We start from the raw sequence: 12,435 nt of genomic DNA, 5'->3' as shown, positions 1-12,435 counted from the left end.
TTAAGCATGATATCTTATGCGAATTGCAGCCCAAATCCCTGCATCAGCCTGCGGATGGCATAATCCGGCTTCTGTGAGGTGAAGACCGCAAGATCGTCGTGGTGATGCAATTCAACATCGCCCTTGCGCGGCGTCAGCAGCGATACGGTGCGGCGCGCAATCGCTTCCGCCGGATCGAGCCAATCCACCGGCCATGGTGCCAGACGGCGGAACACATTGGCGAGAAACGGATAGTGGGTGCAGGCAAGCACCACGATATCCGTGCGGTTGCCATCCTTCTCGATAAAGCACGGCGCGATCTGTTCCACGACCAGCGCTTCATCGATCTCCTCGCCGCGAATATGCGACTCGGCAATGCTCGCCAGCCGATCAGCGCCGACCAGCCGCACATGGCATTGCGAGGCGAAAGACTGGATGAGATCGCGGGTATAAGCGCGCTTCACCGTGCCGGGCGTCGCCAGCACGGAAACCAGCCCGGACGATGTGCGCTCGGCGGCGGGCTTGATCGCAGGCACGGTCCCCACAAAAGGCACCGATGGATAGGCGCGGCGCAAATCGTCCAGCACCAATGTCGAGGCCGTATTGCAGGCGATGACCGCGATTTCAGGATTGTGCGTTGCGATGAAACCGCCGAACAGTTCAACGATACGCGCCCGAAGCGCCTCTTCTTCCCAGCCGCCATAGGGAAAACCGGCATCGTCGGCGATATAGACGAAACGCCGGTCCGGCATCAGCACCCGCGCCTCGCGCAACACCGTCAAACCGCCGATACCGCTGTCGAAGACCAATATAGGTCTTTCGTTGTCGGTTGTTGCGGAAGCGGAAAAGCTGGCGACGGGCGCGTCTTTCATTCTGCCTTATCCTCTGGAGCGGGCTTGCGGGCGCGACCTTCCGGCGCGCCGGAGCCACGCGGCTTCTTGGGCGTAAACACATCAAGCGAGGTGACAACCCCGCGCAGGAGCTTCAATTCCGCTGAGGCGAAACCGGCCCGCGTCAGCACGGCGCGCAGATTATTGACCATAATTTCCTTGCGCGCTTCGGGCCGGAAATAGCCTCTGACATCAAGGGCTTCTTCCAGATGGTTGAACAGGCCCTGCAATTCGTGCTTCGGCGCAAGCTCCATCTCTGGTCCACGGAAAACCGTTTCCGTCTCGGTCTCGAGACCGGACTTCATCCACTCATAGGACATGAGCAGCACGGCCTGTGCGATATTGAGCGAGGCGAAGGCCGGATTGACCGGAAAAGTCACCAACTCATCGGCAAGCCCGACCTCTTCATTGCTGAGACCAAAGCGTTCACGACCGAAGAGGATGCCCGTCTTTTCGCCGCTTCGAAAACGCGTGCGCAATTCATTACCGGCCTCGACGGCGCTGCGCACCTGCTTGAAGCCATCGCGTTCACGCGCCGTGGTGGCATAGACGAAATTGAGATCGGCAATCGCCGACGGCAGGTCGTCATAAACCACCGCATTGTCGATGACATGATCGGCCTTGCTGGCGGCGGCCCTCGCCTTTTCGCTGGGAAACTCCTCACGCGGATTGACGAGCCGCAATTCAGCCAGACCGAAATTCGCCATGGCACGCGCCACCATGCCGATGTTCTCCGGCAATTGCGGCTCCACCAGCACGATTGCCGGTCCTTCCGCGATAAAGGGGCGCTGCTTGTCTGTTCCTGCCATGATGCTTTCCGTCATATATATAATCGTGGCGTTTCCCTGACATAATTGAGGTAAATTCGCAAAGATTCCCCTTACGTTCGTCCGCAAAAAACAGGTGTAGTATCTGAATAACACCTGCCCTCGCCGCATCCATGCCAGATTAACCGTACGGAAAATCAGGATTCAGGGAGGAAGCCATGTCCGGTAAAAAAATTCTCATGCTGTGCGGTGATTTCGGCGAAGACTATGAAACCATGGTCCCGTTCCAGACCTTGCTTGCGGTCGGCCACACGGTTCACGCGGTTTGCCCCGGCAAGAAAGCGGGAGATCAGGTCGCGACCGCCATCCACGATTTCGAAGGTCACCAGACCTATTCGGAAAAGCCCGGCCATAATTTCACGCTGAATGCCAGTTTCGCCGATGTGAAGGCTGAAAATTATGACGCGCTGGTCATTCCTGGTGGTCGCGGGCCGGAATATTTGCGGCTCGATGACAAGGTGATTGCGATCGTAAAACACTTCTTCGAAGCAAACAAACCCGTCGCCGCCGTCTGCCACGGCGCCCAGCTGCTTGCAGCCGCCCGCGTGCTGGAAGGCCGCACCTGTTCAGCCTATCCGGCTTGCCGCCCGGAAGTCGAACTCGCCGGTGGCACCTATGCCGATATTCCCGTCGATAAAGCCGTAACAGACGGAAACCTCGTCACCGCGCCCGCATGGCCCGCTCATCCGGCATGGCTATCGCAGTTCCTCGCCGTGCTCGGCACCAAGATCACGCACGCTTGAGCATAATGGATATTGCCTGCAATCATCATCCGGTTGCAGGCAGCTTCATATTGCGCAACACTATCCACGGAGCTTTATCCGGGAGAAAATCATGTGCAGATTGTTCATCGGTGCCAATCCAGAACTCTGGCAGAGCGTAACACGCTCACTGCGCATTGATGGCGTCGTCACCAGCGTTAGGCTTGAAAACTTCTTCTGGTGGACACTGGAAGATGTTGCTTCCCGCGACGGTCTCAGCGTGAGCCGACTGATCAGCAAGCTTTATGGCGAATCCCGCGAAGAAGGCCACGACCTCGACAATTTCGCCTCTTTCCTGCGCGTCTGCTGCGGGCGCTATCTTTCCCTGCAACTGAACGGCCTCGTGCCGACCGACAAGGCAGCCGCCATTTCCGCGCTCGACGCCGATGCCATTCTGGCGCGCGAACAGGAAAATTACCGCCAGCAGCAGGAGAGCTGGAAGAAGCCACGCAACAGCGAGCCGGCAACGCACCACGCAGCCTGACCCCGCCCTTCGCGATTTTTTGACTGCCAATTTCACCTATAGGCCAAAGAATGAGGCCTGAGAGCTTTGCCTTATTCCCTGCGGGTGCTATAGGGGCCCAACGCATTCAAGACGCATTTAAAAAGAGGCTTCATCCATGGCAAAAATCAAGGTTGCGAACCCAGTCGTTGAACTCGACGGCGACGAGATGACCCGCATCATCTGGCAGTTCATCAAGGACAAGCTGATCCATCCCTATCTCGACGTCGATCTGAAATATTACGATCTGTCGGTTGAAAACCGCGATGCGACCAATGACCAGGTCACCATCGATGCAGCAAACGCCATCAAGGAACACGGCGTCGGCGTAAAGTGCGCAACCATCACCCCCGATGAAGCGCGCGTTGAAGAATTCAAGCTCAAGAAGATGTGGAAGTCGCCAAACGGCACCATCCGCAACATTCTCGGCGGCGTGATCTTCCGCGAGCCGATCATCTGCAAGAACGTTCCGCGCCTCGTGCCGGGCTGGACCCAGCCGATCATTGTTGGCCGTCATGCATTCGGCGACCAGTACCGCGCGACCGATTTCAAGTTCCCGGGCAAGGGCACGCTTTCGATCAAGTTCGTCGGTGAAGACGGCGAAACCATCGAACACGAAGTCTATCAGGCTCCGGCGGCTGGCGTGGCAATGGCCATGTACAACCTCGACGAATCGATCCGCGAATTCGCACGCGCCTCGCTGAACTACGGCTTGCAGCGCAACTACCCGGTCTATCTCTCGACCAAGAACACCATTCTCAAGGCCTATGACGGTCGCTTCAAGGACATCTTCGAAGAAGTCTACCAGACCGAATTCGCCGAAAAGTTCAAGGAAGCGAAGATCTGGTACGAACATCGCCTTATCGACGACATGGTCGCTTCGGCGCTCAAATGGTCGGGCGGTTATGTCTGGGCTTGTAAGAACTACGACGGCGACGTTCAGTCGGATATCGTGGCTCAGGGTTTTGGCTCGCTCGGCCTGATGACCTCGGTTCTGATGACGCCGGATGGCAAGACCGTCGAAGCTGAAGCTGCACACGGCACCGTGACCCGTCACTATCGCCAGCATCAGAAGGGCGAGGAAACCTCGACCAACTCGATCGCTTCGATCTTCGCATGGACCCGTGGTCTCGCACATCGCGCCAAGCTCGACGACAATGCCGAGCTGAAGCGCTTTGCCGATACGCTGGAAAAGGTCTGCGTGGACACCGTGGAAAGCGGCTTCATGACGAAGGATCTGGCGCTGCTGATCGGTCCGGATCAGCCGTGGCTCTCCACCACCGGCTTCCTCGACAAGATCGACGAAAACCTCAAGAAGGCAATGGCTGCTTAATCAGCAGCAGCTTTCATAAGAATGCGAAACGGCGGGTTTTCCCGCCGTTTTCTTTTTGATTTGCTTCATATGGGAAAACGCGCATTCTGCATCCATCCATTCAAGGAGGATAAAATGGCTGACCTGACGCTTTTCACCAATCCCATGTCGCGTGGACGTATCGCCCGCTGGATGCTGGAGGAGACGGGCAAGCCCTACGACGTTCAAATTCTCGATTTTGGCCCTCCGATGAAAGGCCCTGAATTTTGTGCCGTCAACCCCATGGGCAAAGTGCCCGCATTGCGCCACGGCGAAGCTATCGTCACCGAAGCCGCAGCTGTCTGCGCTTATCTGGCTGTCACCTTTCCGGAAGCAGGACTTGCGCCCCATCCCGACGAGCGCGCCGATTTCTATCGCTGGATGTTTTTTGCCGCAGGGCCGCTGGAAGCGGCGCTATCAAATCGCTCCATGGGCTTTGAAGTGCCGCCAGAGCGCGAGCGCATGATGGGCTATGGCAATTACGACAGCGTCGTCGCCACGCTGGAAAAGGCGGTATCGCGCCATCCCTATATTACCGGCAATCGCTTCACGGCAGCCGATGTCTATGTCGGTTCTCATATAGGCTGGGGCATGATGTTCGGAAGCTTGCCGCACCGCCCGGCATTTGATGCCTATTGGGAACGGCTGCAAGCCCGTCCTGCCGCAAAACGTGCAGCTGAACTGGATGACGCTGCCGTCAAGGCCGCGAGCTAAGGTGTCGACTTCAAGTCGGCTGCGCTTCAATTGAGAACGCGTTTTTGAAGGCTTGCGCGCCGGTGGGTGAAAAGGCGATCACCCGCCCCTCGGCGCGTCTGGCCCAACCACGCGCGATAAAATTCTTCAGAAGCGCCGCGCCAAGCGCACCACCCAGATGATTGCGCCGTTCGCTCCAGTCGAGACAATGGCGGCACACCGGTCTCTTGCCGTGTTCGAGTCCTGCCACGTCCACACCCAGGCAGGTGAAAAACGATTTGCCCTCATCCGTCAGCACGGGTTCTTCGGCATTATCGATGAGGCGAAGCCTGTGCGCGGCATCGAGCATCTCAACACCGCGCTCGCCCGCCAGATGATCGTAGCAGATGCGCGCCTTGCGCAATGCCTCCTCCTTCGGCCCCGTGCGCACGCGCACCGCTCCCGTTCGCTGGGCAAGGCCCATCAGCCCTTCCAGCACCTGCGCCACATCCGCGCCCGATAGGCGGAAATAACGGTGACGCCCCTGCTTTTCAGCAATCAACAGATTGGCCGCATCGAGCTTGGCCAGATGCCCGCTGGCAGTCTGCAAGGTGACGCCCGCCGCAGACGCCAGCTCGCTGACGGTCAAGGCGCGTCCATCCATCAGCGCCGTCAACATGTTTGCACGTGCCGGATCGCCGAGAAGAGCAGCGACGGATGCTATGATCGGTCCATCTTTCATACTTCGATGCTAACCGAACTATGCCTGCATTTCAACCGCTACAGTGTTTCCATCGAAAGCATACATATCAAGGAGACCCCGCATGATCACCTGTTTCATCCGCTACCAGATCGACCCGTTCAAAGCGGATGCTTTTGCCGAATATGCGCGCAATTGGGGCCAAGCCATTCCGCGTTGCGGCGCGCAACTGATCGGCTATTTCGGCCCGCATGAAGGCTCTGCTACCACGGCCTATGGCGTTTATTCGCTGGAAAACCTCGCCGCATATGAAGCCTATCGCGCGCGACTTGCCGCCGATCCGCTCGGACGCGAGAATTATGAATTTGCGCGCCGAGAGCAATTCATTCGATCTGAGGATCGCATGTTCCTCAAGCCGCAATCGGGACCTCATGCGGAGCTGGTAAAACCATGATCGCGGTGATCTTTGAAGTCTGGCCCGCCGATGATGAGCGGCGCGGACAATATCTCGATATAGCGGCGGGCCTACGGGACGATCTCAGCCGCATCGATGGATTCATCTCAATCGAGCGTTTCCAGAGCCTCGTGGAGCCGGACAAGCTGCTGTCGCTCTCATTTTGGCGCGATGAAGACGCCGTCCGCGCATGGCGCAACCTGCCCTCGCATCGCATTGCACAGGCACAGGGTCGTGGCGGTGTCTTTGAAAACTACCGCTTGCGGGTCGCCAGCGTGGTTCGCGACTACGGTCTTGATGAACGGGCCGAAGCGCCCGATGACAGCCGCAAAGCACACGCCGCTTAAAATGATAAGGCCGGGTTTCCCCGGCCTCAGGCTGCTGACAAACCCGCCGATATTTTTCGGCGGGTTTTGTTTTTGAGAGGGGCGCGTTTTGTGACTGCATTAGTAAGGAGTTGCAAGCGGCTGCAGCCGCTCATACGCTGGCTGCCTTTGGGGTCTTTGTCAGGACCATGGCGATCTTCTTGATGTTCTGTGCGGCGGCTTGCAGCAGGCATTGGCAGGCGACGCGGACAAGGCCTCGAAAGCGGGCGTAGCGGTGGCCGTGCAGCTGCTTGGCGTCGGCAAAGGAGCATTCCACCGTTTCCTTGCGCCGCTTGTAGATCGCTTTTCCCCAAGCTGTGAGCCGGTGGTCGTCAGTGCGTTCGCGGGCGTCCTGCCAGACATGGCGGGTGATGGTACGGATGGACTTGGCGTTGGCCGTGCAGGATGCGAGCAGCGGGCAGGTCCGGCAGATGGCCGGATCAGATACATAATGCTTGTAACCGTTGCGGTCGGTCGTGGCATAGGGGAGCAATTGGCCCTCAGGGCAGCGATAGCCATCGGCATCCGCTTCGAATGCGAACTTCGACTTGCGCATCATGCCGTCCCTGGGCGGCGTTGGAGTGCGGTAGCTGGTAACGCCGAGGATATGGCGATCTTCCAAACCCCGGGCAATGGCCGCTGTCGCATAGCCAGCATCCAGCCCGACCGCGCCAACCTCGAAGTCAAAGCGCCGGCGTTGCCGATCCAGACGGTCGAGATAGACGCGACTGTCATGCACATTGGCCGGCGTGACGTGGATATCGGTGATGATGGCCAGCTTTCCATCCACCGTGCGGTGGTCGAGATAGTAGAAGCCCTTCGGCTTGCCGTCGCGCACCATATAGCCGCTTTCCGGATCGGTGCGGCTGACCTTGGTTTCCTTCACCTCCCGCTCACGCGGCTTGTCCCTCATCGGCTTCTGGCCGTGCAGTGCCCGTTCCGCATCAATGGCCCGATCAAGATCAGCCCAATAGTCGGCCCGGGATCTGGCGATCATCTCAAGGTCGTATTTGCCCTTGTTGGCATTGGCTTTCAGATGTGTGCTGTCGGTATAAAGCACTGTCCCATCGACCAGTCCGTGCCGGATCGCCTGTTCGACGATATGGTCGAAAATGTCCTGGGCGACCGAGGTGTCGTTAAAGCGCCGCCGCCGGTTCTGGCTCAGTGTCGAGGCGTCGAACACCGCATCGCTCAGCTTCAGGCGCAGGAACCAGCGATAGGCGACATTGACCTCGATCTCGCGCACCAGCTGACGCTCCGAGCGCACGCCGAACAGGTAGTCGATGAACAGCGCCTTGAACATCAAGGTCGGATCGAGCGGAGGACGGCCGTTGTCGGGGCAATAAAGCCCGGCAACCCGGTCATGGATGAAAGAGAAGTCGATCACCGCATCGATCTTGCGAAGCAGATGATCTTTCGGGACCAGTTGATCGAGCGTCACCATCTCGAGCGCGGTCTGTTCTGCGGCTGGTTTCTTCAACATGACCCAGAGAATCACACCCCCCCGGCATAGCCAGGGGTTTGTCAGCAGGCTGAGGCCGGGTTTCCCCGGCCTTATTGCTATTAAATCAGGCGATCAGCGCCTTGACCGCTGCAATCGCAGCATCCGCCTTGTCGCCATCCGGCCCGCCGGCCTGCGCCATGTCCGGGCGGCCGCCGCCACCGGCGCCGCCAAGTGCTGCCGAAGCAGCGCGCACCAGATCCACGGCACTGAAACGACCGACCAGATCTTCCGTCACGGCAGCAACGGCACTGGCCTTGCCATCTTCCCCGACGCCGATGAACAGCACCACGCCGGAACCAACCTGCTTCTTGCCTTCGTCGGCCAATGGCTTCAGATCGCGCGGCGATACACCAGTCACAACCTTGCCGAGGAAGTTGACGCCATTCACAGCTTCAACCGCGCTGCCGCCCTCCGATGAACCGCCGCCGAGCGCGAGCTTCTTGCGTGCATCCGACAATTCGCGCTCAAGCTTCTTGCGCTCGTCCATCAGGGCGTTGACGCGTTCAAGCGCTTCGGCAGGCGTGGTCTTCAGCGCGCTGGCGATTGCTTTCACGCGTTCGTCCTGCTCTTCGAGATAAAGGCGCGCAGCCTCGCCCGTCAGCGCTTCCATACGACGAACACCGGCTGCAACCGCACCTTCCGAAACGATGCGGACCAGACCGATATCGCCTGTCTGGCGCACATGCGTGCCGCCGCAAAGTTCGACCGAATAGGACTTGCCAGCCTTCGGACCATGCTTGGCCATGCCCATCGACACGACGCGCACTTCATCACCATATTTTTCACCGAACAGCGCCATCGCGCCCTCAGCAATTGCATCGTCCACAGCCATCAGGCGGGTGGAAACCGGCGCGTTCTGGAGAATGATCTCATTGGCCATGTTTTCAACCTTGGCCAGCTCCTCAGCCGAAATCGGCTTCGGATGCGAGAAGTCAAAGCGCAGGCGATCAGGCGCAACGAGCGAACCCTTCTGCGCCACATGGCTGCCCAGCGTTTCGCGCAGCGCTTCATGCAGAAGATGGGTTGCCGAGTGATTAGAGCGAATGCGCGTGCGACGATCCGAATCGACCTTCAATTCGACGGCTTCGCCGGTTTTCGCAGTGCCCTTGGTCACTTCGCCGATATGAACGAAGACGCCTTCGCCCTTTTTCTGCGTGTCCTTGATGGTAATGACAAAACCTTCGCCGGAAATCGTTCCGGTATCGCCCTGCTGGCCGCCGGATTCACCATAGAACGGCGTCTGGTTGACCACGACCGATACGGTCTCGCCTTCGGACGCCGACTGCACTTCCGAGCCGTCGCGCACCAGGGCGGCGATAACGCCCTCAGCGCTTTCGGTTTCATAACCCAGGAACTCTGTCGCGCCGACCTTGTCCTTGATACCGAACCAGATCGTTTCGGTTGCGGCTTCGCCCGAACCGGCCCAATTGGCGCGCGCTTCTGCCTTCTGGCGTTCCATGGCAGTGGAGAAGCCGTCGGTATCGACAGTAATACCACGCTGGCGCAGTGCATCCTGTGTCAGATCGAGCGGAAAGCCATAAGTGTCGTAAAGCTTGAAAGCCGTTTCACCGTCGAGGCGGTCGCCTTCGACCAGCTTTTCGGAGGCGTCGGACAAGAGGCCGAGACCGCGTTCCAGTGTCTTGCGGAAACGGGTTTCTTCCAGCTTCAATGTTTCGGAAATAAGCGCTTCGGCGCGGATCAGTTCCGGATAGGCCTGACCCATTTCCCGAATGAGCGCAGGCAGCAGACGCCACATCAACGGTTCCTTGGCACCCAGAAGCTGGGCATGACGCATGGCGCGGCGCATGATGCGGCGCAGCACGTAGCCGCGACCTTCATTCGACGGCAAAACACCATCGGCAATCAGGAAGCTCGAAGCGCGCAGATGGTCAGCAATAACGCGATGGCTGGCACGGAAATCCCCCTCAGCCTTGACGCCTGTCGCTTCTTCCGATGCGCGGATCAGCGCCTTGAACAGGTCGATGTCGTAATTGTCATGCACGCCCTGTAGCACGGCGGCTACGCGTTCCAGACCCATGCCGGTATCGATCGAAGGACGCGGCAAATCGATGCGCTGCTCGGGCGTCACCTGCTCGAACTGCATGAAAACGAGATTCCAGATTTCGATGAAACGGTCGCCGTCTTCGTCTGGCGATCCGGGAGGTCCACCCCAGATATGATCGCCGTGATCAAAGAAGATTTCCGAGCAAGGGCCACACGGGCCGGTATCGCCCATCGCCCAGAAATTGTCGCTGGTGGCAATACGGATGATACGGTCATCGCTCAGGCCGGCGATCTTCTTCCAGTAATTCGCCGCATCCTCATCCGTATGATAGACGGTGACGAGGAGCTTGTCCTTCGGCAGACCGAATTCCTTGGTGATCAGGTTCCAGGCGAAGCTGATAGCGTCTTCCTTGAAATAATCGCCGAACGAGAAATTGCCCAGCATTTCAAAGAAAGTGTGGTGACGCGCAGTGTAGCCGACATTGTCGAGATCGTTATGCTTGCCGCCGGCGCGCACGCATTTCTGCGAGGTGGTTGCGCGATTATAGGCGCGATGTTCCAGCCCGGTAAAAACGTTCTTGAACTGCACCATGCCCGCATTGGTGAACATGAGCGTCGGATCGTTGCGCGGCACGAGCGGACTCGACGGAACGATTTCATGTCCGTTCTTGCGGAAGTAATCGAGGAATGTGGACCTAATCTCGTTGACGCCAGCCATAATTCACCCTTGGGCTTTTCCTGCCCTGCATTGATGCAGCCTGTTAACAGGCAGCATCGATTGTCTTTTGCACCTGCAAACCGCATTAAATAACGGAAACCGCAGGCATTACTCCCTCCCCGCGTTACAAAGACGTGAAGTGGAGTTCTTCGGTTGACCGCTTTTAACGATGTGCTGCTTTTCTGTCCAGATAAGCAGCGTGCGCCATAAAGGCAAATTCAGCACCTGAAACCAGCTTTTGCCGGTGCGGTTGAATCCCTATCAAGCTGCGACTGAAAAAAGTGAAGCCCTGCGCAACAGCACAGGGCCTCCAACTTTCAAGCGGAACTTGAGGTTCGAACCGAACCAACAGCGGAGATTACATCTCCGCAGCGTCGGACCCGCTATCTTCTTCCGGGCCGCCATCTTCAAGGAACTGTTCCGCGATCAAACCGGCATTCTGGCGAAGCGTCGTTTCGATTTCGCGCGCTACTTCAGGATTCTCCTTGAGGTAAAGCTTCGCGTTTTCACGGCCCTGACCGAGACGCTGCGAATTATAGGAGAACCAAGCGCCGGACTTTTCGACCACACCGGCTTTCACGCCAAGATCGACCAGTTCGCCCGTCTTGGAAACACCGGCGCCATACATGATGTCGAACTCAACCTGCTTGAAGGGAGGAGCAAGCTTGTTCTTCACAACCTTCACGCGGGTCTGGTTGCCGACAACCTCATCGCGCTCCTTGATGGAACCGATGCGACGGATATCGAGACGAACCGAAGCGTAGAACTTCAGTGCATTACCGCCGGTAGTCGTTTCAGGCGAACCGAACATGACGCCGATCTTCATACGGATCTGGTTGATGAAGATGACCATGCAATTCGAACGCGAGATCGAAGCGGTGAGCTTGCGCAGCGCCTGGCTCATCAGACGGGCCTGGAGACCGGGGAGCGAATCGCCCATCTCGCCTTCGATTTCCGCACGCGGCGTCAGCGCTGCAACGGAGTCCACGACGAGAACATCAATGGCACCGGAACGCACGAGCGTGTCGGTAATTTCAAGCGCCTGCTCGCCGGTGTCCGGCTGCGAGATCAGCAGGTTTTCCAAATCCACGCCAAGCTTACGTGCATAGACAGGGTCGAGCGCATGTTCAGCGTCAACGAATGCGCAGATGCCGCCCTTCTTCTGCGCTTCAGCAATGGTGTGTAGCGCGAGCGTGGTCTTACCGGAGCTTTCCGGCCCGTAAATTTCGACGATGCGGCCCTTGGGCAAGCCGCCTACACCCAGCGCGATGTCCAGAGAGAGCGAGCCGGTCGATACGGTTTCGATCTCGACCACCTTGTCGTTCTGACCCAGGCGCATGATCGAGCCTTTGCCGAACGCTCTTTCGATCTGTGACAGCGCCGCATCAAGTGCCTTAGTCTTGTCCACTGAATTATCCTCAACAAGTCGCAATGAATTCTGAGACATCTTACACCATCCTCTTGTCCCGCTAGAAGCCCGGCAGGCTCATCGCCAATATCTATTTGTATCTGTTTTGTTCTCGTTTGGCAATAAGGCTAACAGTCTGAAATAAAACAATATTACTATTTTGTTCCATTATTGTTCTCTATAATTAGAGAGACGTAAAATAAAAAGCCTATCCACGCTTTAAGCAGCTCCGCCACTTTCGGCGGAGCAACGATTCGGCCCGAACATAGAAAAACGCAGCCCTCTCGCGAGGAACTGCGT

12 protein-coding genes are annotated in these 12,435 nt (G+C 57.9%); 6 read left to right on the top strand and 6 right to left on the bottom strand.

Going from position 1 to position 12,435, the window contains the following annotated elements; all coding sequences use genetic code 11:
• Positions 1 to 14: 14 nt before the first annotated feature.
• Both murI and WIX40_RS01805 read right to left on the bottom strand, forming a co-directional pair.
• The gene (gene murI / locus WIX40_RS01810; protein WP_109369201.1) at positions 15 to 851 is read right to left on the bottom strand and encodes a glutamate racemase; all 837 of its coding nucleotides are present in this window, start codon (positions 849 to 851) and stop codon (positions 15 to 17) included.
• Positions 848 to 1,678, bottom strand: a complete 831-nt coding sequence (locus WIX40_RS01805; RefSeq protein WP_109370249.1) for an RNA methyltransferase — start codon at positions 1,676 to 1,678, stop codon at positions 848 to 850. Before WIX40_RS01805 ends, murI begins: the two co-directional genes overlap by 4 nt.
• 176 nt (positions 1,679 to 1,854) lie before the next feature.
• Here WIX40_RS01805 and WIX40_RS01800 point away from each other — a divergent pair, with 176 nt between their 5' ends.
• From WIX40_RS01800 to WIX40_RS01785, 4 genes are all read left to right on the top strand, one after another.
• Positions 1,855 to 2,439, top strand: a complete 585-nt coding sequence (locus WIX40_RS01800; protein ID WP_109369202.1) for a DJ-1/PfpI family protein — start codon at positions 1,855 to 1,857, stop codon at positions 2,437 to 2,439.
• A gap of 91 nt (positions 2,440 to 2,530) precedes the next feature.
• Entirely contained in the window at positions 2,531 to 2,941 is a 411-nt protein-coding gene (locus WIX40_RS01795) for a ribbon-helix-helix domain-containing protein (protein ID WP_109369203.1), read from the top strand.
• Positions 2,942 to 3,077: 136 nt separating this feature from the next.
• A complete protein-coding gene (locus tag WIX40_RS01790) occupies positions 3,078 to 4,292 on the top strand; it encodes an NADP-dependent isocitrate dehydrogenase (RefSeq protein WP_109369204.1) in 1,215 nt (404 codons plus the stop codon).
• 114 nt (positions 4,293 to 4,406) lie between these two features.
• On the top strand, positions 4,407 to 5,024 hold the full coding sequence (locus WIX40_RS01785; protein WP_109369205.1) for a glutathione S-transferase family protein: 618 nt from the start codon (positions 4,407 to 4,409) through the stop codon (positions 5,022 to 5,024).
• Between the two features lie 10 nt (positions 5,025 to 5,034).
• Here the strand turns inward: WIX40_RS01785 and WIX40_RS01780 are convergent, their stop codons facing one another.
• Positions 5,035 to 5,724 (bottom strand): ArsR/SmtB family transcription factor, encoded by a 690-nt coding sequence (locus tag WIX40_RS01780; RefSeq protein WP_109369206.1) that lies wholly within the window; start codon positions 5,722 to 5,724, stop codon positions 5,035 to 5,037.
• Between the two features lie 82 nt (positions 5,725 to 5,806).
• Here WIX40_RS01780 and WIX40_RS01775 point away from each other — a divergent pair, with 82 nt between their 5' ends.
• Together WIX40_RS01775 and WIX40_RS01770 are read left to right on the top strand one after the other, a co-directional pair.
• Positions 5,807 to 6,136, top strand: coding sequence for an NIPSNAP family protein (locus WIX40_RS01775; protein ID WP_109369207.1), 330 nt, complete (start codon positions 5,807 to 5,809; stop codon positions 6,134 to 6,136).
• Positions 6,133 to 6,483 carry an antibiotic biosynthesis monooxygenase family protein gene (locus WIX40_RS01770; protein ID WP_109369208.1) on the top strand — a complete coding sequence of 117 codons (351 nt, stop codon included), beginning with the start codon at positions 6,133 to 6,135 and terminating at the stop codon, positions 6,481 to 6,483. Before WIX40_RS01775 ends, WIX40_RS01770 begins: the two co-directional genes overlap by 4 nt.
• A gap of 130 nt (positions 6,484 to 6,613) precedes the next feature.
• Here WIX40_RS01770 and WIX40_RS01765 read toward each other — a convergent pair whose 3' ends face one another.
• The 3 genes from WIX40_RS01765 to recA form a co-directional block, all read right to left on the bottom strand.
• Entirely contained in the window at positions 6,614 to 7,984 is a 1,371-nt protein-coding gene (locus WIX40_RS01765; protein WP_339438144.1) for an IS1182 family transposase, read from the bottom strand.
• A gap of 85 nt (positions 7,985 to 8,069) precedes the next feature.
• The gene (gene alaS, locus WIX40_RS01760; RefSeq protein WP_109369209.1) at positions 8,070 to 10,727 is read right to left on the bottom strand and encodes an alanine--tRNA ligase; all 2,658 of its coding nucleotides are present in this window, start codon (positions 10,725 to 10,727) and stop codon (positions 8,070 to 8,072) included.
• A 358-nt stretch (positions 10,728 to 11,085) separates the two neighbouring features.
• Positions 11,086 to 12,174 carry a recombinase RecA gene (recA, locus tag WIX40_RS01755; protein ID WP_109369210.1) on the bottom strand — a complete coding sequence of 363 codons (1,089 nt, stop codon included), beginning with the start codon at positions 12,172 to 12,174 and terminating at the stop codon, positions 11,086 to 11,088.
• Positions 12,175 to 12,435 lie beyond the last annotated feature (261 nt).

The organism is Ochrobactrum teleogrylli (genome assembly GCF_037482325.1).
Taxonomy (GTDB): Bacteria; Pseudomonadota; Alphaproteobacteria; order Rhizobiales; family Rhizobiaceae; genus Brucella; species Brucella teleogrylli.
This window is presented reverse-complemented; position numbering and strand designations above follow the sequence as displayed.

Excerpts from the sequence above, each read along its gene's own strand:
- murI (WP_109369201.1), bottom strand. The coding sequence starts at position 851 with ATGAAAGACGCGCCCGTCGCCAGCTTTTCCGCTTCCGCAACAACCGAC.
- WIX40_RS01805 (WP_109370249.1), bottom strand. The coding sequence starts at position 1,678 with ATGGCAGGAACAGACAAGCAGCGCCCCTTTATCGCGGAAGGACCGGCA.
- WIX40_RS01800 (WP_109369202.1), top strand. The coding sequence starts at position 1,855 with ATGTCCGGTAAAAAAATTCTCATGCTGTGCGGTGATTTCGGCGAAGAC.
- WIX40_RS01795 (WP_109369203.1), top strand. The coding sequence starts at position 2,531 with ATGTGCAGATTGTTCATCGGTGCCAATCCAGAACTCTGGCAGAGCGTA.
- WIX40_RS01790 (WP_109369204.1), top strand. The coding sequence starts at position 3,078 with ATGGCAAAAATCAAGGTTGCGAACCCAGTCGTTGAACTCGACGGCGAC.
- WIX40_RS01785 (WP_109369205.1), top strand. The coding sequence starts at position 4,407 with ATGGCTGACCTGACGCTTTTCACCAATCCCATGTCGCGTGGACGTATC.
- WIX40_RS01780 (WP_109369206.1), bottom strand. The coding sequence starts at position 5,724 with ATGAAAGATGGACCGATCATAGCATCCGTCGCTGCTCTTCTCGGCGAT.
- WIX40_RS01775 (WP_109369207.1), top strand. The coding sequence starts at position 5,807 with ATGATCACCTGTTTCATCCGCTACCAGATCGACCCGTTCAAAGCGGAT.
- WIX40_RS01770 (WP_109369208.1), top strand. The coding sequence starts at position 6,133 with ATGATCGCGGTGATCTTTGAAGTCTGGCCCGCCGATGATGAGCGGCGC.
- WIX40_RS01765 (WP_339438144.1), bottom strand. The coding sequence starts at position 7,984 with ATGTTGAAGAAACCAGCCGCAGAACAGACCGCGCTCGAGATGGTGACG.
- alaS (WP_109369209.1), bottom strand. The coding sequence starts at position 10,727 with ATGGCTGGCGTCAACGAGATTAGGTCCACATTCCTCGATTACTTCCGC.
- recA (WP_109369210.1), bottom strand. The coding sequence starts at position 12,174 with ATGTCTCAGAATTCATTGCGACTTGTTGAGGATAATTCAGTGGACAAG.